General features: G+C 63.6%; 6 protein-coding genes. All 6 read right to left on the bottom strand.

The features are described from left to right. Positions 1–4: 4 nt before the first annotated feature. The 6 genes from IF189_RS11655 to IF189_RS11630 are packed head-to-tail and all read right to left on the bottom strand — an operon-like array spanning position 5 to position 23,964. The gene (locus IF189_RS11655; RefSeq protein WP_192553346.1) at positions 5–874 is read right to left on the bottom strand and encodes a TauD/TfdA dioxygenase family protein; all 870 of its coding nucleotides are present in this window, start codon (positions 872–874) and stop codon (positions 5–7) included. 15 nt (positions 875–889) lie between these two features. Then, positions 890–1,096, bottom strand: a complete 207-nt coding sequence (locus IF189_RS11650; RefSeq protein WP_134827193.1) for an MbtH family protein — start codon at positions 1,094–1,096, stop codon at positions 890–892. After that, entirely contained in the window at positions 1,093–1,767 is a 675-nt protein-coding gene (locus IF189_RS11645) for a hypothetical protein (RefSeq protein ID WP_192553345.1), read from the bottom strand. Before IF189_RS11645 ends, IF189_RS11650 begins: the two co-directional genes overlap by 4 nt. Continuing rightward, the gene (locus tag IF189_RS11640; RefSeq protein ID WP_192553344.1) at positions 1,764–10,859 is read right to left on the bottom strand and encodes a non-ribosomal peptide synthetase; all 9,096 of its coding nucleotides are present in this window, start codon (positions 10,857–10,859) and stop codon (positions 1,764–1,766) included. Before IF189_RS11640 ends, IF189_RS11645 begins: the two co-directional genes overlap by 4 nt. Continuing rightward, positions 10,856–14,968 (bottom strand): non-ribosomal peptide synthetase, encoded by a 4,113-nt coding sequence (locus IF189_RS11635; protein WP_192553343.1) that lies wholly within the window; start codon positions 14,966–14,968, stop codon positions 10,856–10,858. The genes IF189_RS11640 and IF189_RS11635 overlap by 4 nt, the downstream gene beginning before the upstream one ends. Continuing rightward, positions 14,965–23,964: a non-ribosomal peptide synthetase gene (locus IF189_RS11630; RefSeq protein WP_192553342.1), complete on the bottom strand. Its 9,000-nt coding sequence runs from the start codon at positions 23,962–23,964 to the stop codon at positions 14,965–14,967. The genes IF189_RS11635 and IF189_RS11630 overlap by 4 nt, the downstream gene beginning before the upstream one ends. Between the last annotated feature and the right edge of the window lie 455 nt (positions 23,965–24,419).

The raw sequence follows: 24,419 nt of genomic DNA, 5'->3' as shown, positions 1-24,419 counted from the left end.
GTTTTCAAGCCTTGGGCTGCGTGCCGAGAATCGTCACCCGCTCGCCATAACGCGAATGCGGGAAATAATCCCAGATCGCATGATGCTGGGTGCAGCGGTTGTCCCAGAACACCAGCGTGTTCGGCGCCCAGCGAACCCGGCAACTGAGGGACGGCTCCCGGGCCACCAGGTCGAACAGCATGTTCAACAGCACCTGACTTTCGCCCCCGGACAACTGCACGATGTGCGACGTGAACCCGGAATTGACGAACAGCGACTTGCGCCCGTTTTCCGGATGACGCACCACCACCGGGTGTTCGGTTTTTGGCAGGTTGGCGGGCGCCTCATAACCCTTCCACGGAATTGCACCGTCGTGAATCGCGGTCAGTTCGCCGAGAAACTGCTGCATCGTCGGCGAGAGCATTTCGATCGCCAGGTGCATGTTGGCGAACAGCGTATCGCCGCCCGTGCCGATGGCCGGGGTTTCCTTGACGTACAGCATCGACCCCATGGACGGCGCCAGGTCAGCCGTGCCGTCGGTGTGCCAGGTTTCGCCGGCCACATAGCGCGATTGCGCATTGGCGCGGATCACCACCAGTTCCGGGTCATCGCCATCGATGTCTTCCACCGGCAACGCCCGCAATTCGCCGAACAGCCGACCAAACGCCTTGTGCTCCTCGACCGTCAGATGCTGATCGCGGAACACCAGCACGTGGTTTTCCAGAAAGGCCCGACGGATTTCCGCGAGCTGATCGTCCTCCAGCGGCTGCGAAAGATCGACGCCACCGATTTCGGCACCGATGATCGGCGTGATCCGGTCGACCGTGATGCGCTGATACGGTGCGCGCTTTTCTGCGGCGATGCGCTCGATTGCCTTGAGTGCCAACTGATCCATGTTCCCTCACCTTTCTTATTGAAACGACACCGATGACTGCTCGCGCAGAGAACGCGGGCGCATGTCGATCCAGTGCTCATTGATGTAATTCAGACAGATCTGACGTTCGCCACGCATCCCCGCCGCGCTCCAGCCGCTGGCCATCGGCTTGCCCGCCGGCCACAGGGAATACTGACCCTGAGCGTTGATCACCACATCGAATTGCTGCTGTGCATCGTTCATGTCGTTTCTCCTGTTGGATGGGACTGCAGGTGCCGGACCAGCCCTTCTGCAAGATGGTTGAACAGCACACGCCGTTGTTCGTCGGTCGGGGCAGAGGCCCAGACATAAACCCGCGCCGACGCTGCGCAAACCTGCGCATACGCATCCGCGTCGTCAGCCGCGAAGGCCCGGGACGAGATTTCAACATTGGCGGCGGCATGGGCCTGAGCGAACGCCGAGGCGCTGGCTTCGGTATTCAGTTGCGCGTAATACACCGCGAACGCCTCGGCATCGCCGAAGTGCTCGGCGATCATCGCGGTGTTGGTCGGCGCGAGGCCGTAAGTCATCGCACTGGCATGGGCCTGGGCGTACGCCGCGTCGTAGGCATAGGCCTGACGATACAGCGCCAGCAACACCGGTTTGAGGGTGGCCCGCCACTCGCCCTGACGCCCGGACAAACCGAGGGCTGCCCGTTGATGCAGGCTTTGCAGCGCGAGCAGCGCCTGTCGATGTTTCGGCAATGCCTCGCACAACATCGGCACGACAACATCGGCTTGCCAACGATGAATCGGACGAAGCGACAGCGTGTCCTCGAACCCGTGAATCCGCTGATGCAAGACTTCGGGCTGGTCTTCACACAGCACCTGCGTCAATGTCGGCAACCACCGAGGCATCAAGATCGGCTCATTCATCTCGACGGCCCCTCCGTGCCAATGACCTCGGCCAGCATCCGCGCCCAAGGGCCCGCCACGATGCCGTAGTGGTCGGTGTCCAGTCGCTGCCAGCTCTGCAACTGCGGCAGCAAGGCCTGCCAGTTGCGTTGCAAGTCATTCATGTTCCAGGCGTTGCCCAGTCCATAAGGGTTGGCGTGCCCGGCGATGAACATCCACACAGGTGTGGCGACCAACGCAGGGGGCTGGAAATCGACCATGCTGGCCATGTTATTGCGACAGCACACCGTCAGCCGTTGCAAATAAGCCTGACGTTCCTCGGACAGCGCCTGCCCTTCGACGTCAGGCCAGAGCTGGGCGAACTCTCGCTGGAACACCTGTTCGATGGTCCGCTCGTCGATGCCGGCCAGTTCCGCACCGGCATCCGGCGCGGGCGGGTCGATCAGGTACAACTGCGGTTGCCTGAATCCGTCAGCCTGGGCTTGCAGACACAGCGCCTGCGCCACCCAGGCCCCGAACGACCAACCCGCCAGACGCCAGGCGCAACCGTCCGGGAGGTGGGCTTTGATCGCCTGCAGATACCACCGGGCCCGCTCGACGATGCTGATGTTCGGCAACGCCGGCACACGCAAAGCAGGATCTGCGATCACGCAGACACCCAGATCCGCTGGCAAAGTTGAAACCAGTTCCCGATAGGCCTGAACATCGCCGCCCACCGGATGGATCAGATACAGCCATTCACGACCGGCGCCGGCATGCCACTGATCGATCCGCACCGCGTCGTTCCAGCTGTGCGGCGCGTCATCTGAAGCCTCTGCCGTAGAATCGGCCACCAGCCCCAGCACTTCGCGCAGGCTGACCTTGTGGCTGAACTGCGACAGCTGGAACACCTCGCCGGTGGCCGCTTGCAGTTCATCGATCAGGTCCAGCAGGGTCAGCGAATCCGCCCCCAGGTCGTACAGCGAATCGTCGTCCTCAAGCTCAGCCACGCCGAGCCATTTGCACAGGCATTCACGCAGGCGCTCGGAAAGATCCACACCCTTGGGCATTTCGACCTGCGCGACAACGGCGCCATGGCGAACCGGATAGAAACGCCGCGCCGTGTCGATACCGGTGGTGGAAACCAGCAATTGCGGCAACTGCGCCGCCATCGCCAGATCGAACACCCGACACCCCTCTTCAGCCGACAAGCCGACCGTCAGATGCTCTTGATGCGCAGCATCCCCGCCGTTGCTGGTCCTGGCCATGCCGACGTCACGCCAGATGTCCCAGTTGATCCCCAGACGCAGGCAAGCATTGGCCGTGGCTGGACGATAATGCGCGAAACCGTCGAGCACACCGCTGGCTGCCGAATAGTCCAGATGCCCCGCGCCGCCGAACAACGCCGACATCGACGAGCAATACAGGACGAAACCCGGAGAAAGCCGTTCAATCAGACTTTCGACCGCCAGCATGCCGCGAGTCTTGGCGGCCATCGCCTCGGCCATCTGCCGGGCATCCCGATGGCGAATCAGACTGCCGGCACCGACACCCGCCGCATGAATCACCCCGGTCAGTTGACCGTAGCGTCGGGCCAGTTGATCGAGTACCTGCGGCCAGCGCGACAGGTCCGCGATGTCCGCCTGAAGGCAATCGATTCGCGAGGCGTAGGCCGCGAGTTCTGCAGGCAATTCACCTTGACGAGAGAGCAGCACCACACGCCGCGCAGGTGCCTGCAACAGGTGTTCGCAAAGAGTTCGACCGATCCCGCCGGTGCCACCCAGCACCAGAAACGTACCGTCCTCCGGCAGCAGGCTGGAAGTCGTGGTCGGACCCGGCAATGGCTGAGCGATCAACCGTGGCTGCCACAGGTAACCGTCGCGCACCGCCATCCGCCGAGGCAACGCGGCCGGATCGCCGAGCAGCGCCGCCAGCTCTGCGGCCTGCGCATCAAGGTGCGACGACGGCCAGTCCAGCCAGTGGCATCGCACCGGGTACTCCTGGGGCACCACTTCGCTGATCCCGGCCAGTGCCGCCAACTCGGGACGTCGGACCTCGCCGTCCACCGGACACGCCTGCCACGACATCAGCCACAGGCGCAGACGAGTCGTCCGTGCGATTTGCCCCCAGGCCTGCATCAGCGCACTGATCGTGTCCAGACAGGCCCACTGCGCCAGATCCAGCGATTGCTCGTTGACCACGCCTGACACCGCCAGCGGCAAGGTGTGCAGCCAGTCGAGTTCGCCGGTTTCAGATTCTGTGACCTCGGTGAGCAAACGATTCAGGGCTTCGGTGTCCAGCGGATCCAGTTCGTAACGATCTGCGCCGAGATGCTTGAAGCCATTGCCGGTGCGGACTTGAACCACGCGTCGATAAACCGTTCGCAGATGTTCCAGCAATGCCGCACCGGGTGCTTCATGGCTGCAAAGGATCAGCGTTTCTCGTTTGGCATCAGATGCCTTCACACTCAGGCGCTGTACACGCCCCCACTGCCGCTGATGAAACCACTGCGCCAGAGGTTGCCGCTCGATGCCGGCCGAAACGGGGGCAACGATTTCGCCAGCAGGTTGAAACCGATAGGTCTGGAGATCAAAAGACGACGGCTGCAAATTCCACGGCGGCGGTGCCGAGTGCTGCGGCCACTGGATATGGGCGCCTTCGTACCAGGCCTCAAGCAATACCTGCGCTGAATGATCACGGGCGATCAGTTGTGCACCCGACGGGGAGATTTCCTTGATCGCTGTCGGCTGCAAGGGAATTTCATCACCCGGCTGGCAGACCATCGCAAAGCGCCAGCGCAGTTGGCGGCGACCTGACTGCAAGTGCCGCAGCAATGCGGTCTGCTGTTCCGGGTGCGTTTGCATGTATTCGCGGATCACCGCGATATCGCGCAGCAGTTCCGCTCGGATGTGGGCCGAGATCATCAGCAGTGGCAGCGTTTCCTCGGCCACTTCCTGCGCCTTGGGTGCTGCACCGACAATCACATGAGCGTTGGTGCCACCGATCCCGAAACTGCTGATACCCGCCAGGCGCCGCCGCCCTTCCGGCCATGGTCGGGACGTGGTCGGCACGTAGAACGGTGAATGCTCCAGATCGATCTGCGGATTGATCCGCCCAAACCCGAGGTTCGGCGGTAGCACGCCATGGAATACCGCGAGACTGGCGCGAATCAGTCCGACCACCCCCGCCGCCGCGCCGAGATGGCCGATCTGGCTCTTCACCGAGGCCAGCGCGCAACTGCCGGCTGGCGCCTCGCCGAAGGCCTTGGTCAATGCCGCGACCTCGATCGGATCCCCCAGCAAAGTGCCGGTGCCATGGGCTTCGATGTAGCCGATGTCGGCACCAGTCAGTCCGGCGCGATTCAAGGCGTCGCTGATGACCGCGCTCTGCCCGGCCACCGACGGCGCGGTGTAGCTCATCTTGGCCCGGCCATCGTTGTTCAGTGCGGAGCCTTCGAGTAACGCGTAGATCCGGTCGCCATCCGCCCGCGCCCTGACCAGTGGCTTGAGCACCACCACGCCATAACCGCTGGCGCCGATGGTCCCGCTGGCGTCGTCGCTGAACGGGCGGCACAGGCCATCGGCGGAAAAGATGTGCTGCGAGCGATGACGATAGCCATCGGTCAGGGTCGGGTCGATGAGCACACCGGCAGCCAGCATCACGTCGCTGTCGCCCTGACGCAACATCGAACTGGCCATGTGCACGGCGATCAGCGAGCTGCCGCACGCCGCCTGCACGCTCAGGGCCGGGCCATTGAGGTCCAGGTGATACGCAGCTTTGGTCGCCAGAAAGTCTTTGTCGTGATGCAGCGCCATCTGGAAGCCGTCCGGCAGATCGCCTTCTGCGGTGTCGCGCAGCATCTGCTGGAAGTACGTGGTTTCACCGCAACTGGCGATCAGGCCGATGCGCGGACCGTCCGCTGACGGGACGATGGCCGCGTGTTGCAGAGCCTGCACACAGCCCATCAGCAGATGCCGCTGTTGCGGGTCCATCAGGCGCGCTTCCTGGCGGCTGATGCCGAAATACTCGGGATCGAAATCGAGCATGCCGGCCAGTTGGCTGCGGGCGCCGACCAGACCTTCTTCGGCGGCAAAGCGTTCGATGCCCAGCTCGTTACCCTGCACCATCGCCCAGAACTCGGACAGGTTCCGCGCCCCGGCCACATTGACCGACATGCCGATGATCGCCATCGGCTGGTGACCTGCATCGGTTTGCCGGACACGCTCCACTGCTGCCACCGAAGCCGTCGACAGATGCGCCGCCAGACGCCGAATCGTGACGTGTTCGAACAGGTCGGCCATCGTCACTTTGTGCGGCAGCGCTTCGGCGTAACGTCCATGCAAACGCATCAGGCCGAGGCTGGTGGCGCCGGCCTCGAAGAAGGTCTGTTCCGGTTCGATGTCACGGCCGATCACATCCCGGAACAGCTCGCTCAGTTGCCGCTCCAGTGCGGTCAATTGCACAACCGGTTGCGGCGTACTGCGACGCTCCAGCGCCTCGCCCAGAGCCGGCAAAGCCTTGCGGTCGATCTTGCCGCTGGGAGTCCGTGGCCAGACGTCGATCCGGCGATATTCATCGATCCGCACATGGGCCGGCAGCCGTTGCGCGACCTGACGATCCAGCTGTTGCGACGTCGCGGGCTCGCCGTCGAGTTGCAGCCAGGCGATCAGGCGCGGCGGATCAGCCTGAACCGCCACCACCGCGTTGACCACTTCCGGCACCTGCATCAGCGCCGCTTCGATCTGCCCCAGCTCCAGACGATGGCCGCTGAGTTTGATCTGCTGGTCGTCACGTCCAAGGTAATGCAGGCAGCCTTTAGCATCGGCCCACGCCAGATCGCCGGTGCGGTAGAACAAGCGGCCCTCTGGCAACTCTACAAACCGCTTGGCATTCAGATCAGCATCAGCCAGATAGCATCGGGCAACCATCGGCCCGGCCACCAGCAGATAGCCGCGACTGCCAATTGGCACCGGGCGATCAAACTCATCGACCAACAGCAACCGGGCATTGCCGACGGCGTGACCGATCGGTGCACGCAACGGCCAGTCACGGGGCACCGCAGGCAATCGCAAGGCACTGACCACATGGGTTTCGGTCGGGCCGTAGTGATTGAACAACGAAGCCTGCGGCATGCCGCCGAACCAGTTGCGCAGCGCGTCCGTGCAGAGCAATTGCTCCCCGGCGGTGATCACTTCGCGCAATGCCGACGGGTAGATTCCCCGAGCCACAGCGGTTTGCGCCAGATGCTGCAACGCCACGTACGGCAGGAACAACCGTTCGATCCGCGCCTCGACCATGTAATCCAGCAACGCCTCGGCATCCTGACGCCAGCGCGGCGTGATCAGGTGATAGCAGCCGCCCCCGCACAGGGTGCTGAAAATCTCCTGAAACGACACGTCGAACGACAGCATGGAGAACTGCAAGGTCAACGCTTTCGCAGGCAACTGCCCTTCCGTGCGCTGCCATTGCAGCAGGTTGCACAGGGTGCATTCCGACACTTGCACACCTTTGGGCGTGCCGGTCGAGCCGGAGGTGAACAGCGTGTACAGCGGTCGCTCACCGGCGTGGCGTGGACGCTCGAACGCTTCGGCATCGACGTGCAGATCGACCCGATGCGTGGCGAATCGTCCGGCATTCAGATCATCGAGCGCGGCCGCCGTCGTATCGCTGAACAGCACACAATGAGGTTGTGCCTGTTCCAATACCTGACGCTGGATCGCCACCGGATAAGCGGGATCCAGCGGCACGGCAGTCAGGTTGAGTTTGGCCAGGGCCAGCAGCGCGACGATGTGTTCAACCGAGGCATCGAGAAACAGCACGACATGCAGCGGCGCGCTACCGAGAGGCAATGGATGATGCTCGATCAAATCAGCAGCCAGAGCGTCAGCCAGTCCATTCAGCTCGCCATAAGTGAGGCGGCGCTGACCTTGAACCAACGCAATCGCATCCGGCGTGCAATGCACCTGATGCTCGAACCAGTCCGCCAGGGTGTTGAACGGCAGTTCACCCTTCGGCCCTTCACTGGCCGGGGCCAGACCCTGTCGATAAGGCCCCAGCAGACTGTCGAGCGTCGCCGCCGGGCTTTCCAGCAACAGGTCCAGACCACGGCGGAACAATGCATTCACCGTGCTTATCTGTCCGGCATCGAAATAGCTGCACTGATATTCCCACCAACACTCCAGCTGCGAGCCGCTGCCCACCATCAACAAGGTCAGCGGGCACTTGGCTTGCAGGTGTTCGTTGAACTCAAGGGTCGCGCGCAGGTACGAGTCGGCCAATGCGGCGTAATCGGTGTTTTCCAGCACGAACATGAAATCGAACAGCGCGGTACTCGACGACAGCCGCAGGTCTTCGACCAGATCCGCCAGTGCCACATCTTGCAGCGCCAGCACCTCGCGCACGGTGGCGGTCTGTTGATGCAGCTGTTCGCTCAGGGTCGCTGCGTGGTTTACGGCGGCGGGAATCAGCACGGTGTTGGCAAACATGCCGACGCTGTCTTCGAACTCCGCCAATGGCCGGTTGGCCACCGGACTGGCGATCCGGGGTCGCTCGCATCCGGTCAGAGCGTAAAGACTCCAGGCGAAGACACTGAACAGCACTTCGAAACGGGTCAGTCGCTGTTGCGTGCAGAACCGTTCAAGGGCTGCACTGCGCACCGCGCCCAGGGGTTCGCGGTGCAACCTCGCGTCCGGGCTGACCGGGCGCATCGGCATCAACGCGGATGACGGTTCTTCCTGCCGACGATGCAACTCGGCCAGGGCTCGCCGTTGGTCACGGTAATGCGGATCGACGCTCCATTGGCGCTGCCACTGGCCAAATTCCAATGTCGTCAGATGGGCTACCGATTCCGGGATTTCGCGACCTTGCACAACGTCGGTGTAAAGCTGCCTCAGGTCGTCGAACAGCAGGTTCACCGACCAGCCATCGACGATGATGTGATGCAGATTCAGCAGCAGCCGGCAGCTGCCATCGGCGAACGGCAACAGCCACGCCTGAAACAGGCTCGGCGTGCTCAGGTCGAACGGCGTGGCGAACACCAGCTCCGCGAAGGCCTGCCAGTTGTCCTCGGTAAAGTGCCCGACGGCGAAGGTGCGGCAGGCCGAACCTTGCTCGGCGATCACCTGATCAAGACCCTCGGCACCCGATGCGAATGCCGTGCGCAAACCGGGATGTCGCGTCACCAGACGGTCCACGGCCTCGCCCAGTGCCGCGACCTCGACACCGGCCGCCAGATGCAGAATCAGCGGCACGTTGTAAGCGGTCGAGGTCGGCGTACGTTGCTGCAACAACCACAGGCGGCGCTGTTCGGCAGTGGCTTGCAAGCGTGCGGCGCGACTGATCCCGGGCGCAGGTGGATAGATCGAATCGCCACGCTCGCCCAGCAGTTGTCCGGCCAATGATGCGAAGGACTCGTTGAGCAACGTGTCGAGGGGGATCTCGCGCTGCCAACGGTTACGAATCGCCGAACGCAGACGCATGGCCTTGAGCGAATCGCCGCCACTGCCCAGCCAGTCGTCCTGCGCACTCAGGCCCGGTTGGCCGAGCAGCGAACGGGCCTGACTCAGCAACCAGTCCAGCGCCGGTGAAGCGTTGTCGTTTTCCATGGCCACGGAAGCTGGATGCCATGGACTCAGCGGTTGCCCCAGCAAGCTGTCGCGATCGATCTTGCCATTGGCCGTCAGCGGCAGGCGCTCCAGCAGGAACAACTGATGCGGTCGCATGTATGGCGCCAGTTGCGCCCGCAAATGGGCTTCGAAGGCGTGATAGTCCAGCTCCCCGCGCGGAACGACGAACGCCAGCAGCTGATGGTCCTCCGCCGCCTGACGCCGGGTGCAGACGTACACCTGCGTCACGCCCGGATGCTCCAGGATCCGTTGCTCCACCTCCCCCGGTTCGATGCGGAAGCCGCGAATCTTCACCTGACGGTCGACCCGACCCAGACACTCAATCAAGCCTTCGGCGTTGCAGCGCACCAGATCGCCGGTGCGGTAATGGACGTGCGCGCCACCGTCGAGGTCGGGCAAACGGACGAACTGGCGGGCGGTTTCTTCGGGCCGGTTACGGTAGCCACGGGCAACACCGCTGCCACTCAGATACAGCTCGCCTACCTCTCCCGCCGGCACCGGCCGTTGCTGTTCATCCAGCACCTGCACGCCGGTATCCGGCAGCGCCCGGCCAATGGGCGCCAGGTCACCGGCAAAGTCGCGGCTGATCGGCCAGCACAGGGCAAACGTGGTGCATTCGGTGGGGCCGTAGACGTTATGAATCCGGCACAGGCTCTCTGGATTGGCCCGATACCATGCACGAACCACCGCTGCGCTGATCTGCTCGCCGCCGATCAGCACCTGCCGCACGCTGGAAAAGCACGACGGCCACTCGGCAATCAAGGTGTTGAACAGCGACACCGTCATGAACAGGTTGTCGACCTGCGTCCACCCCAGCACCTCGGCCAGTCGGCGCGCATCCAGCACGTCCTCGTCGGCGATCATCACGCAGCAGCCGCCGTTGAGCAGCGGCGCCCACAGTTCGAAACTGCACGCGTCGAACGCCGGGTTGGACAGGCAGGCGAACCGGTCGGTCGGGCGAATTTCGATATAGCCGTCGGTGTGCGCCAGACGCAACAAGCCACGCTCGCCGACTTCCACGGCTTTCGGAATGCCGGTGGTGCCCGAGGTGTAGAACAGGAACATCACTTCGGCGAACTCTGCGGTCAGCGCTTGCGGCGGAGTGTCCGGCTGGTCGAGCAAGGCCTCGACGCTGGACTGCCACAATGAAGGCGACCACTGAGATTCTTCGTCCAGGGTAATCAGTCCCACGCACGCTGCATCCACCAGCATCAACTCCCGACGCTTGAGCGGACTGGCACGGTCCAGCGGCACAACCACGGCGCCGATTTTCAACGCGCCAAGCATCGCCGCCAACCATTGCCAGCAACGTGGCATGCACAACGCCAGCGACTGGCCGGGCTCGACGCCGCGTGCCAGCAGCCCTCGGGCGATGCGCTCGCTGGCGCTGGCCAGTTCGGCGTAAGTCAGGGTTACCGAGCCGTCGATGACGGCCGGGTCTTTCGGATTGCGCTGCACTTGCCCCGCAAAGCGTGCGAGCAACGTCAGGTCATTGGATGCCCTCATCATTTCGCCTCCTGCGCGGCGAAGCGTTGCAGCTCCTGCCGGATGACCTGCGAGACCCGATGGATTTCCGCGCTTTCAAGCATGTCCCAGTGCCCGCCGCTGACCAGTTTCGCCAGATAGCCGGTGCCGGCGCGGTGACGCCAGAAGCCGCGCAGTTCATGCAACTGATGGCGGCTGAAATCCTCCCGCGCCTGGATCAGCACCACACGCCCGGCGCGCGGCGCACATTCATAGGCGGCCATGGCCAGACGGTTGTGGTTGTAGATGTGGAAATAGCGCTCGACTTGCGCGTCTTCGATGCCGGGGTACATGCCGTTGAAGCGCACCAGTTTGTCGCGGAACTCGGCCATGTCCACGGTGCCGATCTGCTCGCGGAAACCCGGATCATCGCTGCCCTGGGTATCGAGCAACACCACCGTCACCTGACGATGCCCGGCCGCCGTCAGCAACCGAGCCATTTCATAAGCCACCAGACCACCGAACGACAGCCCGGTGAGAATCAGCGGTTGCGTCGTCAGCGGTTCGATCAATCGCAGATACGCTTCGGCCATCGCTTCAACCGTCGGTTCGGTGCTCTCCCCCGGATTCAGCCCCGGCGATTGCACCCCGTAAACACCGGCCTCGTCCGGCAACACCTTGGCCAGCGACAGGTAACAGAACGCCGTGCCGCCCGCCGGGTGAATGCACACCACGTTGCGCTGCCCTGTGCCGCGACGGAACTCGATCAGATTGCCCTGCGCCACCGCCGGGTTCGCCCCGACCCGCAGCCAGCCGCCCAGCGCCTCGATGGTCGGGTAGCTGAGCACCACGCGCACCGGCATCTCAACCGCGAACACCTGGCTGATTTCATGGGCCATTTTGATCGCGGCGATGGAGGTGCCGCCGACGTTGAAGAAGTTGTCGCGGATGCCGATCTGCGGCACCAGCAGCAGACGTTTCCAGATTTGATACAGCGTCAGTTCAATGTGGTCGCGCGGGCTGCTCAGGTTGACCTGACGATTGACCATTTCCTCGTCCGCCATTGCTGTCAGCGCAGCACGGTCGACCTTACCATTGGCGGTCAGGGGCAAGGCGTCGAGCCACAGATAACTGCCGGGGACCACCGCACGTGGCAGCGTCGTCGCCAGATGGGCCTGAACCGCCGCTTCATCCATCGACTCGGCGACCACGCAACACGCCACCAGCCGCTGATCCTGTGCCGCGTCGCCGACCATCAGCACAACGGCGCTGCGAATGCCGGGAAACGCTTCGAGCCGGGCTTCGATCTCGCCCAGTTCCAGACGCACGCCGCGCAACTTGACCTGGAAGTCGTTGCGCCCGAGAAACTCCAGTTGGCCGTCCGGGCGATAGCGCGCCAGATCGCCGCTGCGATAGAGGCGATCGCCTGCCACGAACGGATTGTCGATAAAGCGCTCGGCACTGAGCTGCGCCAGCCCCAGATACCCCCGGGCCACGCCGACGCCGCCAATGTGCAATTGCCCGGTGACACCCACCGGCACCGGCTCGTCGCGGTCATCGAGTACGTAAAAACGATTGTTGGAAATCGGCCGGCCGATCGGCAGTTGCCGGGCCGGTACCTCGACGCCCGGCTCCAGGGTCCAGACGCTGTTGATCACCGTGGTTTCGGTCGGGCCGTAGACGTTGTGCAGCCGCGCATGGGGCAAGCGTTCCTGAAAGCGCCGGGCCAGGGCTGGCGGCAATTCACCGCCGCCGCTGAATACATCGGTCAGCGACGCACACTGGCTGACCTCGTCGACTTCCAGAAACAGCTGCAACATCGCTGGCACGAACACCAGCGCCGTGACCTGCTGTTCCCGTACTTCGCGGGCCAGATACGCCGGTTCGTAATGCCCACCGGGCTTCGCAATGATCAGACGCCCGCCGGTTGCCAGCGGCCAGAACGTCTCCCACGCCGACGCATCGAAACCGAACGGGATTTTGTGCAGCATCGCCCCCGCTTCGCCGCAGACCTGCAAACACCACAGCAACAGATTGCTCAGGCCACGGTGGGCGACCATCGCGCCCTTGGGCAACCCGGTGGTGCCCGAGGTGTAGATCACGTAGGCGAGATGGTCAGGGGTGACGCCGACATTGCGTGGATCGAGATTGTCGGCGGGCAACGACGCCCAGCTCGCGGCATCTTTTTCGAGATCAAGAATCGGCGCTTCCCAGGTCGAACCTTGTATGGCCTGACGCAAAATCCCGTGCGCCGAGCCGAGGGTCAGCAGCACCGCCGGCGTGCTGTCGCCAAGCATATGGCTCAGGCGTCCCAGCGGATAATCGGGGTCCAGCGGCACATACGCGCCACCGGCCTTGAGCACTGCCAGCAACGCCACCGGCAGTTCCAGCGAACGCTCGATGCACACCGCCACGCGCACGTCCGGGCCGACGCCCAAGGTGCGCAAGTGCCTCGCCAGTCGGTTGGCCCGGGCATTGAGTTCGGCGTAGCTCAGCGACTCCCCTTCAAACACCACTGCGCAGGCCTGAGGGTTGCTAGCGACCTGAGCTTCGACCAGTTGATGCACGCAGGACGCCGGTTGCGTCAGCGGCATTGTGCGGTTGAAGTCGACCAGCACCCGCTGACGCTCAGCCTCGTTCATCAACTGCATTGCATTGATCGGTTGCTTGGCGTCGGCGGCGATCTGCTCAAGTAGATGACGGTAATGCCCGCTCAGGCGTTCGATGGTCGCGATGTCATAAAGATCGGTGTTGTATTCCACCAACAGGTCCAGCCGCCCTTCCCGCTCGACCCATTCAAACGCCAGGTCAAACTTGGCCGTGGCGCTGCTGGTGCCGTACGGCGTCAGTTCCAGATCGGGCATCTGTACGCCGCTGCCCGGAGTGTTCTGCAGCACCAGCATCACCTGGAACAGCGGCGAATGACCCGGATCGCGTTGCGGGTTGACGGCTTCGACCACGCGGTCGAACGGCACGTCCTGATGAGCGTGGACGTCGAGCATCTGGCCACGCACGTCGCGCAGCAGTTCGGCGAAGGTCTGCTGCGGATTGAGGCGCTGACGCAGCACCAGCGTGTTGACGAAGTGACCGATCAGCGGCTCGACTTCCGGGCGATTGCGGTTGGCGAACGGCGTGCCGATGCACAGATCCTGCTGGCCGCTGTGGCGCCACAACAGCACCGCCAAGGCGCCCAGCAGCACGTTGAACAGCGTGCCCTGGGTCTGCCGGGCCAGCGCCGTGAGTTCGCGTAGGGTGCTGCCATCGACAGAGGAACTGAACGTGGCTCCGACATAACGCTGCACCAACGGTCGCGGCCGGTCGGCAGGCAGGGTCGACAACAGCGGCGCGTCGTCCAGGGTGCGACGCCAGTAATCGAGCTGCGCGTCCAGCGCCGCACCGCCGACGCGCTGTTGCTGCCAGCAGGCGTAGTCGGCGTATTGCACTGGCAACGGCGCGAGAGTCGAGGCCTCACCACGCTGATAATCGCCGTACAGCGTCGCGACTTCCTGCAGAATCACGCCCATCGACCAACCGTCGGCGATGATGTGATGCACGCTGTACAGCCACAGGTATTCGTCGTCCGCCACACGCAACAAAGACGCGCGCAGCAACGGCCCGGTGGCCAGATCGAACGGCGCCCGTGCGTCCTGTTCGACGGCAAATCGCACTTGCTGCTCGCGCTCTGAGGCAGGCAACTGGCGCAGATCCGTCACCGACAACGACAGCGGCATCGACGGATGCACCACCTGACGCGGCTCACCCTCGACGCTGCAAAACGTCGTGCGCAGGACTTCGTGGCGGGCAACCAGCTCGTTCAACGCCCGCTCCAGCAGCGCCACGTCCAGCCGCCCCTTCAGCGTCACCGCCGTGGGCACGTTGTAGAACGGGTTGCCGGGTTCCAGCTGATCGAGAAACCACAGCTGCCGCTGCGAGAACGACAACGGCCAGTTCGTTTTCCCGTCGGCACGCCGGGGAATCGCCGTGTCATCCTGGCCGCCGAGCAAGGCAATCAGCTCCTGCTTGTGGAGCTTGAGCGCCGCGGTCAGTTCTTCGGTGAGAAACCCGCGCGGCGCCTTGCAGCGCAGCCTGTCACCGTCCACCTCGAGCACCACGCCATGGCGAGCGAACAACGCCAGCAATTGATCGGCATTCATACTTCGAACTCCTCCATGTTTTCGTCGTCCAGGCTTGCGGTCACAGGCTCGATGGCAAACGCCTCGACCGGCGCGCGGTGTTGTTCATCGGCCGTGCGCAGGCCGCCGATCATCGAGTAGATCAATTCATGATTCGGCCCGAGGTCGAACAGCGCCGTCAGTTGCTGCTCCTCGACCGAGCCGATGCCGCACAGACCCAGGCCCTGTTCGACGGCGGTCATGCTCAGCAACTGGGCCATTGCGCCGCTTTCGATATGGCAGAAGTCACGGCTGCGCTCGCCATACAGCGGGCGGATCGCGGCCATGTCGGCGATAAAGAACAGCGAGAACGCGGCGTTCTCGTACACCGGACGATTGACGAAATAGTCGTAGGTGTCCGGGTCGAGCAGTCCGCTCTGAAGTGCCAGCAAGCGATGCTGGCGAGGATCGTAGTAATACGCGCCACCGGGCACGCCGAGCACGCGATCCGGCTTGACGTAGAGGTAGGCCTGAATCGGGTACAGCCCGCCCGCCGAAGGGAACTGGTATTTCACTTCACCGTCGAGCTGCCCTTGGGCCAGAGCCGCCAATACATGCGCGAAGGCTTGAGTGGCAATTGGCTGCTCGCCGAACTGGCGCACCGAGCGGTAATCACTCAAACGCCTTGCGAAGGCCGGGTCTTGCGGCAAGTCCAGTGCCACTGCCGGAAGGGTTTGAGCAAACTCACGGCGACCACGTTGTTCAGCCTTGAACTGCGCCCGTTGCTGCGGATCTTCGATGATGTCCTGCGGGGTCTCCGACGTCTGCTGCACGTTGCCGAGCAATTCCTGACGCGCCCGGTTCTGGCGGTACATGCCCAGCAGATGCAGCAACGTCGGCTGGGCCAGCAACTGGGCCACATGCGGGCGGAACTGCAAGGCGCCGGACAAGGCGTTGCTGATCCTGACGATATCGATTGACGTTGCGCCGAGGTTCAGCAGGTTGGCATTGGCGGCAATGGATTCGCGCTTGAGCACGCCCTGCACGATTTCCACCAGCCGCTGTTCCTGCGGGCCCTCTACTTCCAGCGCCGGCCCTTGTTCCTCGATTTGCTCTGGTTCCGGCAGGCGCTTCTTGTCGACCTTGCCGTTGGACGACAACGGCCAGGCTTCGACGAAGGAGAAAGACGTCGGAATCATGTACGCCGGCAGCTTGTCCGTCAGGTAGTCGGTGAAATCACTGGCCTGCAACGCCGGATCGGCCTTGAGCACATAACCCGCCAGACGTTTCTCACCCAGCGTGCTGCCAAGAATCCGCACCACCGCGCTCTGCACGCCGGGATGGCGATTGAGCGCGGCTTCGATTTCGCCCAGCTCAATGCGATAGCCCTGGACCTTGACCTGATTGTCTTCGCGACCGAGGAACTCGATGTTGCCGTCGGGCAGCAAGCGCCCCAGGTCACCGGTGCGATACAGCCGTTCGCCAGTCAGTGGATGGTCGAAAAAACTGCCCGCGCTGAGTTTTTCATCGCGCCAGTAACCCTTGGCCAGACCTATGCCGCCGATGTACAGCTGACCCGCAACCCAGGTCGGACGGACCTGCAGCGCTTCGTCCAGCACATAGAAGCGCTGATGGTCGAGAGCCTTGCCGTAGGGAATGCTGCGCCAGTCCGGATCGACGTGCGTCACCGGATAATAGATCGACCAGATCGACGCTTCGGTGGCGCCGCCGAGGCTGATCAGTTGCAAGTCCGGCTGCAACGCCCAGACCCGCTCAGGCAAGGTCAGAGGAATCCAGTCGCCCGACAACATCGCCACCCGCAGGCTCGCGGGCAACGCGCCGCCCTCGCCCTCCACGTACTCGACCAGCATGCCGAGCAGCGCCGGCACCGAGTTCCACAGACTGACCTGATGACGCTTGATCAATGCAAGCCAGTGCGCCGGATCGAGGGTCAGTTGCGGGTCGAGGATGACCACCGCCGCGCCCACCGCCAGCGTGCCGAAGAAGTCATAGACCGACAGGTCGAAACTCAGCGAGGAGATCGCCAACACCCGATCATTCGGCCCGACGGCAAAACGGCGGTTGATGTCGAGCAAGGTGTTGACCGCACCGCGATGGTCGATCACCACGCCCTTCGGCTGACCGGTGGAGCCGGAGGTGTAGATCACGTAAGCGAGGTCGTTTTCGTTTACCTGCACCGGTTGCAGTGGCAAGGCGTCGTTTGAGACTGCATCGGTCACGGCGATGGGCGTGACCTGCGCCGGCCATTCGATTTTGTCGAGCAGCGCCGGTTGGGTCAGGGCCAGACTCGCCTCGGCCCGCTCCAGAATATGCCGCAGCCGTTCCGCCGGCTGAGTCGGTTCGATGGGCAGATAAGCGCCGCCGGCGTACAGAATCGCCAACGTTGCGACCACTTGCTCCCAGCCGCGCTCCATCACCACCGCCACCAAGCGGTTCGGCAGCACGCCCTGCGCTTGCAGGCGGGCGCCGAGTTGTCGGGCCTCAAAACGCAACTGGGCGTAAGTCAGTTGTCGCGCGCCGATGACCGCCATTGCATCCGGTGTGGCGAGGGCCTGACGCTCGAACAGTTCGTGCATCAATGGCAGCGTTTGCTGAATGTCGACCGGTGCCGGCAACCGCGCCTGCGGCAGCAATTGTGGCGTGTTGGCGCCCCAGGCCGCCGGCTCGCAGAGGCTGTCGAGCAACGTGTTATAGGCGACAAACATCTGCTCGATCATGCCTTGAGGGAACAGTTCGTCGATGCTGTCCCAGTTGAACAACAGCCGTCCTTCCAGCTCCAGCAAGGTGTGATCGAGCCACACCTGCGGGGTCTGGGTGATGCTGTGCATGTGTCTGGCGTTCAATGCATCGGCCAGGTTGAATTCGGCCAGCTCCGGCGCCGCTTCCGACAGCGTGCTGTTGAACACGATCGGCATCGCCGTCTGCTGCACGCCCCGGGCCTGGGACAATTCGCGCAGCACCCGTACGCCGCTGACCACCGAATGGTCGATGTCGCGCCACAGCTGCGCCTGCACGGCGCGGGCCTTGTCGGTGAAGCTCAGTGCCCCGTCGATGCCGACTTCCAGCAGCACCAGCGAGGTGAAGTCACCGATGATTTCATCGACATCCGGGTGCAACGGCATGCGATTGAACAGCGGCAGGCTCAGGGTGAAACGCGGGGTGCGGCTCCACAGCGCCAACACTTCGCTGAAGGCGGTCAGGAGCATCACCGACGGTGTCACCGCAAACTGCTTGGCCAAGGCTTTGAGTTGCGTCCACTGCGCCGCCGACATGTCGCGGTCACGGCGGGTGAAGTGCGGGTTGGCGATGCTCTCGGGTTGGCGCACCAGCGGCAGGTCTGGCGCCGGGGCCAGAGTAGTCACTCGTTCGCGCCAGTAGCCCAGCGCCTGCTCGTAGCGGCGACCGTTGCGCAGTTGCTGTTCGGCCAATAAGTAGTCGCGGAAAGTCAGGCCCGGTTCGGCCAGTTCCAGCGCCGGATCGACGTAGAATGCCATGAGTTCGCGCGCGAGAATCTGCGTGCTCGCCGCATCGACAATCAGCGCATCGAGGCTGATGTGCAAATGGGTGATGCCGTCATCGAGCAGCGACAGGCTGAACTCGAACAGCGGCCAGCGACTGGCGTCCAGCACCTGATGGGACTGGCGTTCGCGGGTTGCTTCCAGCGTCCGTTGCGCCACGTCAGCGGGCAAACCGCGCAGATCACTGCGGGGCATGCGGTAGGTCGGCACCTGCGCCAGCACCTGTTGCGTGCCGTCGCTGAGGAAGATCACACGCAGCATGTCGTGGCGCAGGATCATGCGATTCAGGGCTTGCTCGAAACGCTCGGCGTCGAACCCGGGAATGCGCAGTTCTTCGTAGCCGTGGGCACTGACGCCGCCGAGGCTGACCGTTGCCTCGCGACCGAACCAGTAGGCCTGCTGGATATCGGTCAGCGGGAAAGGTTCATGTCGATTGCCGCGATCCGGCTCGATCTGGATGAACGCCGGTTCAACGCTCTGCTCTTCACGCGAAACCTGCGCTGCCAGATCCTTCAACACCGGAGTCTGGAACAGACTGCTCAGGGACAGTTGCGCGCCCATGCGCTGGTTGATCGCGTAGATCATCCGCGTCGCCAGCAGCGAATGGCCGCCAAGGTCGAAGAAGTTGTCGTGGATGCCGACCCGCTCGCACTTGAGCACTTCAGCCCAGATCTCGGCCATTTGCCGTTCGATGTCGTTGCGCGGCGCCTCGTAGGTCGCCCCGGCGCTGCGCTCCGGTGCCGGCAGCGCCTGTCGGTCGAGCTTGCCGTTGCGGGTCAGCGGCAGTTGCGAGAGCCGGACCCAGGCACTCGGGATCATGTGTTCGGGCAACTGGCGTTGCAGTTCGGCACGCAAGGATTCGCTGGTCGCGGAGCCGACCACATAGGCCACCAGACGCTTGTCCCCGGCCACGTCTTCACGCAGCAACACGGCGGCTTCCTGCACACCGGGTTGTTGCTGCAACAGGCTGTCGATCTCGCCGAGCTCGATGCGGAAGCCGCGCAGTTTCACCTGTTGGTCGATGCGTCCCAGGTACTGCACGTTGCCGTCGGCCTGGAACTTCGCGAGGTCGCCGCTGCGGTACATCCGCGCGCCCGGCTCGTCACTGAACGGGTCCGGCAGGAAGCGTTCGGCCGTCAGGTCCGGGCGGTTCAGATAGCCACGAGCCAGACACGCGCCAGCGATGTACAACTCGCCCGCTACGCCGACCGGCACCGGATTCAAGTGTTCATCCAGCACGTAAAGCCGCGCGTTGGCGATGGGACGGCCAATGGGCGGCGCGTCCGGCCAGGACTCGGCCTCGTTGCAGTCAAGGCTGAACTGGCTGACCACATGGGTTTCGGTCGGCCCGTATTGATTGTGCAACTGCGCGCCGCCCAGTCCACGGACAAAACCGCGCAGCTCGTCATTGATTTGCAGGGCTTCACCGGCGGTGATGATTTCGCAACCGCCGGCCGGCATCGGGGCATCGGCCTCGGTCAGGCCGGCGAGTTGCTGCAACACGGCGAACGGCAGGAACGCCCGCTGCACGCCTTCGGCCACCAGGGTCGGGCGCAGCGCGGCAAGGTCCTTGCGGCTGTCTTCGGTCATCAGCAGCAGGCTGCCGCCCTGGCAGAGGGTGCTGCAGATTTCCTGGAACGAAACGTCGAAGTTCAGCGAGGCGAATTGCAGCACGCGCTGCGGTGCCGCCGCTTGATCGAGTTGCCAGTTGATCAGGTTGTCCAGCGCGCGGCGGTTGTGGGCGACGCCTTTCGGGCGGCCGGTGGAGCCGGAGGTGTAGAGCACGTAACCGAGGTGTTCCGGGGTCACCGTGACTTGCGGATCATCCGTCGGGTGCTGAGCCCATTGCGATGCGTCAGTGTCCAGGCAGCAGATCTTCGCCTCGTTGGCCGGCAGCCCGGCCATCAGGCTCGACTGCGTCAACAGCAAGGTCGGCGTGGCGTCGCTGAACATGAACGCCAGACGTTCGCTCGGGTAAGCCGGGTCGAACGGCACATACGCCGCGCCGGCCTTGAGGATTGCCAGCAGGCCAATGACCATTTTCGGTGAGCGTTCCAGACACAGGCCGACGCGATGTTCGGGGCCGACGCCCTGTTCGATCAGGTAATGCGCGAGACGGTTGGCGGCGTGATTCAGTTCACCGTAGCTCAGTTGCTCACGGTCGGCGAGCAGCGCCACGGCATCGGGCGCCTGCCGGGCGAGGGTTTCGAAACGTGCCACGCAACCGGGCAGCGACGCGGTGTCCCGCGCGGTGCGGTTCCAGTCGTGAACGATCTGCTGGTGTTGTTCGGCGCTCAGCAGCTTGATCCCCGCCAGCGACTGCTCACTGTCCTCGACCATCTGCGTCAGCACCCGGCGCAGGTACTCGCCGAACTGCTCGACGGTGCCACGCTCGAACAGGCCCGAGGCGAACTCCAGGCCACCGACGATCTGCCCGTCACGCTCGTGGAGCGACAGTTGCAGATCGAACTTGGCTACGTGATGACTGGTTTCGACCGGCGTGACGTCGAGTCCGGTCAGCAGCAGATCGGAATCCTGATCCTGCTCCCAGGCAAACAGCACCTGGAACAGCGGACTGTGGGCCAGACTGCGCGGCGGGTTGAGCAACTCCACCACCTGCTCGAACGGCAGGTCCTGATGCTCCTGAGCCCCCAGCGCCACCCGCCGCGCCTGTTGCAGCCATTGCGCCACCGACGGCGAACCCGACCGGGTCATGCGCAGGGCCAGGGTGTTGACGAAGAAACCGATCAGCCCTTCCAGTTCCTGCTGCGGACGGTTGGCCGACGGCACGCCGATCACCACATCGTCCTGCCCCGACAGGCGCGACAACAGCAGCGAAAAACCGGCCAGCAAAGTCATGAACAGCGTGGTGCCTTGTTGCATGCCCAGGGCTTTCAGGCGCGTGGTCAAAGCTTCGTCGAAGACCAGCGGGATAAAACCGCCGAGATAATCCTGCACGGGGGGACGCTTGTGATCCGTCGGCAATTCCAGCAGCACCGGCGCGCCCGTGAGGGTTTCGCGCCAATAGCGGTTTTGCTGTTCCAGCACGTCGCCGGTCAGCCATTGTTTCTGCCACACGGCGTAATCCACGTACTGCACGGGCAATGCCGGCAGCGGATCGTCGCGATCCTGTAGCGCGGCTTCGTAGAGTTGCCCCAGTTCGCGGGTGAGCACGCCCATCGACCAGCCATCGGAGATGATGTGGTGCTGGGTCAGTATCAGCACATGGTCGTCCGCTGCCAGTCGAACCAGACTTACGCGCATCAGCGGGCCACGGCTCAGGTCGAACGGCCGGGCGCCCTCCTCGTCGATCAACCGGGTGAGGCGCTCTTGAGCATTAGGCCCTTGCAGATCGGTGACGGTCAGTCGAAGGCTGTGCGCGGGCGGTGAAACCTGCTGCCGCCCTTCCCCTTCAACGGCAATGAAAGTGGTACGCAGCGCAGCATGGCGCGCCACCAGTTGATTGAAGCTGCGTTCGAGCGCCGGAACGTCCAGTGAGCCACGCAAGCGCAGGTTCAGCGGCATGTGATACGCCGCGTTGCCACCCTCCATTTGTGCCAGGAACCACAGACGCTGCTGGGCAGACGACAACGTTTGCGCGCCCGAGCGTTCAAGGGCCGTGATGGCTGGACGAGCCGCAGCCTGACTGGCTTGCAGCCGTTCGGCGAACTGCTTCAAAACGGGGGCGGCGAACAACGTCGAAGGCGCGACTTCCAGCCCCAGCGCATGGCGAACCTGCGCCAGCACACGCATCACCAGCAGCGAGTGACCGCCGAGAGCAAAGAACTGATCCTCACGCCCCACTCGCTCGACGCCGAGCACCTCGGCCCAGATTGCGGCGAGCGCGGCTTCCAAAGAACCCTGCGGCGCCTGGTAGTCCTGCTGATCAAATGCCTCGACGTCCGGTGCAGGCAAACCGGGCCGATCGACCTTGCCGTTGGCAGTCAGCGGCAGCGCATCCAGACGCACAAATGCCGTCGGCACCATGTAGTCCGGCAGGCTGATTTGCAGCTGTTCACGCAGTGAACGCGGACTCAGCGTTGTGCCCGGTTTTTCGCAGTAATACGCGACCAGTCGAGGTTCACCGAGTCCGTCCTGGCGCAGCAACACCACGCTTTCACGTACGCCTGCAATGTCTGCCAGTCGGGTTTCTATTTCCCCCAGCTCCAGACGCAGCCCGCGCAACTTGGCCTGGGAGTCGTTGCGGCCGAGGAATTCCAGTTGGCCGTCGACCCGATAACGCGCCAGATCTCCGGTTCGGTACAAGCGCTCACCCGCCACGAACGGGTTGTCGATGAAGCGCTCGGCAGTCAATTGCGGCAGGTTCAGATAACCCCGCGCCACGCCGACGCCACCGATGTACAACTCACCCGCGACACTCTCGGCAACGGGCTCGCCTTGTTCGTCGAGCAGGTAAATCCGGGTATTGGGCAGTGCACGGCCGATGGGCAACACCGCGTCGACCTGACTGCCTTCGGTGAACTCGAAACAGGTACTGTCGATGCTCGCTTCGGTCACGCCATAGGCCTGGACGATCTGCACCCGCTCACCACACAGCCTGCGCAATTGCCGGGCGCTGTGGGCAGTCCAGATGTCCGAGCCGCAGACCACGGTGCGCAGGAACGACAAGTCATGACCGGTCTCTTCGACCCACGCCAGCAAGGGATTGAGCAGCGCCGGGACGAAGTCGGCAAAACCGATCTGCGCATCGCGCATCAGGCGATACAGGGCCGGCGGATCCATCAAGGTGTCGCGGGGGCACAGCACCAGCGTGCCGCCAAACCCCAATGCTCGAATCAGATCGGCGCTGAACACGTCGAAGGAAAAACCGGCCATTTGCAGGTGATTGAGCGGCTCACCCAAGGCATAGAGTTGCGCCCAGGCAGCGCTCACGGCGATCAACCCGCGATGCTCGACCATCACGCCTTTCGGGGTGCCGGTCGAGCCGGAGGTGTAGATCACGTAGGCGAGGTGTCGGGGTGTCAGGCCTGTCGCGGAAGGATCGGGGTTCTCCGGAGATTGCGAAGCCCAATGTGTTGAATCGCTCAGATCGAGCACCGTGGTCGATTGTTCGAGCGCAGTCATCAGGACATGCCGCGCCTGACCGTGGGTCAGCACCACCGCTGGCGCGCTATCGGCCAGCATGTGCGCCAGCCGCGCCTGCGGATACGCCGGGTCCAGCGGCACGTAGGCACCTCCGGCCTTGAGCACCGCGAGCACACCCACCAGCATTTCCAGCGAACGCTCAAGACAAATCCCTACCCGCACATCCGGCCCGACGCCGAGGCTACGCAGGTGATGGGCCAGTCGATTGGCGCGGATATTGAGATCGCGGTAGCTGAGCGCCTCTGCTTGCCAACGCACGGCAATGGCCTCGGGGTTGCGCAGCACCTGCGCTTCGAACAGACCGTGCACACACAGATCGGTGTCGAACGGAATCGAGGATGAAACGTCGGGCTGCGCGGGATTCGTCCCACGCAAGGAAGTGTTGTCGAGCATCGGAGGCTACCGTCCATGACTGCATTATTTTTGTGATCAGGCAGAGACAGCACGCGCCCCGCCAGTCAGGCCCCGGTATCAGGTACCGGTTCGGTCATTCGAATTCAGGAAGATGGCGCGGCACGCGCATGCAGACTCGCGTCGCACGCAGGCACACACAGGAAACCGGGGGGAGAAAGGCTGGCGAAGAACACCGCGGCGCGGTCCGCGCAGGCAGCTGGGGAGATGACAGAATCGTTGACGACATCCGTCGCCCTGCTCATTGCATCGTCGATTGCAAACCGCGTGATCAATTGAAACCTCGACTTCCATTTGAGGGTCAACGACGAGGAACAACCTGCGCGGTGGGTGACAGCGCCAGGGTGGTCCCGATCGGCTGCGATTGCCGGGTCTGTAGACACACGGCAATCTTCTGGCGCCGGGTTTGTGACCCGTAGCGCCGCCGGATAATAACC

The organism is Pseudomonas sp. IzPS59 (genome assembly GCF_014863505.1).
Lineage (GTDB): Bacteria > Pseudomonadota > Gammaproteobacteria > Pseudomonadales > Pseudomonadaceae > Aquipseudomonas > Aquipseudomonas kribbensis.
This window is presented reverse-complemented; position numbering and strand designations above follow the sequence as displayed.

Bases quoted from the DNA above. Each gene is read 5' to 3' on its own strand.
- IF189_RS11655 (WP_192553346.1), bottom strand. From the start codon at position 874: ATGGATCAGTTGGCACTCAAGGCAATCGAGCGCATCGCCGCAGAAAAG.
- IF189_RS11650 (WP_134827193.1), bottom strand. From the start codon at position 1,096: ATGAACGATGCACAGCAGCAATTCGATGTGGTGATCAACGCTCAGGGT.
- IF189_RS11645 (WP_192553345.1), bottom strand. From the start codon at position 1,767: ATGAATGAGCCGATCTTGATGCCTCGGTGGTTGCCGACATTGACGCAG.
- IF189_RS11640 (WP_192553344.1), bottom strand. From the start codon at position 10,859: ATGATGAGGGCATCCAATGACCTGACGTTGCTCGCACGCTTTGCGGGG.
- IF189_RS11635 (WP_192553343.1), bottom strand. From the start codon at position 14,968: ATGAATGCCGATCAATTGCTGGCGTTGTTCGCTCGCCATGGCGTGGTG.
- IF189_RS11630 (WP_192553342.1), bottom strand. From the start codon at position 23,964: ATGCTCGACAACACTTCCTTGCGTGGGACGAATCCCGCGCAGCCCGAC.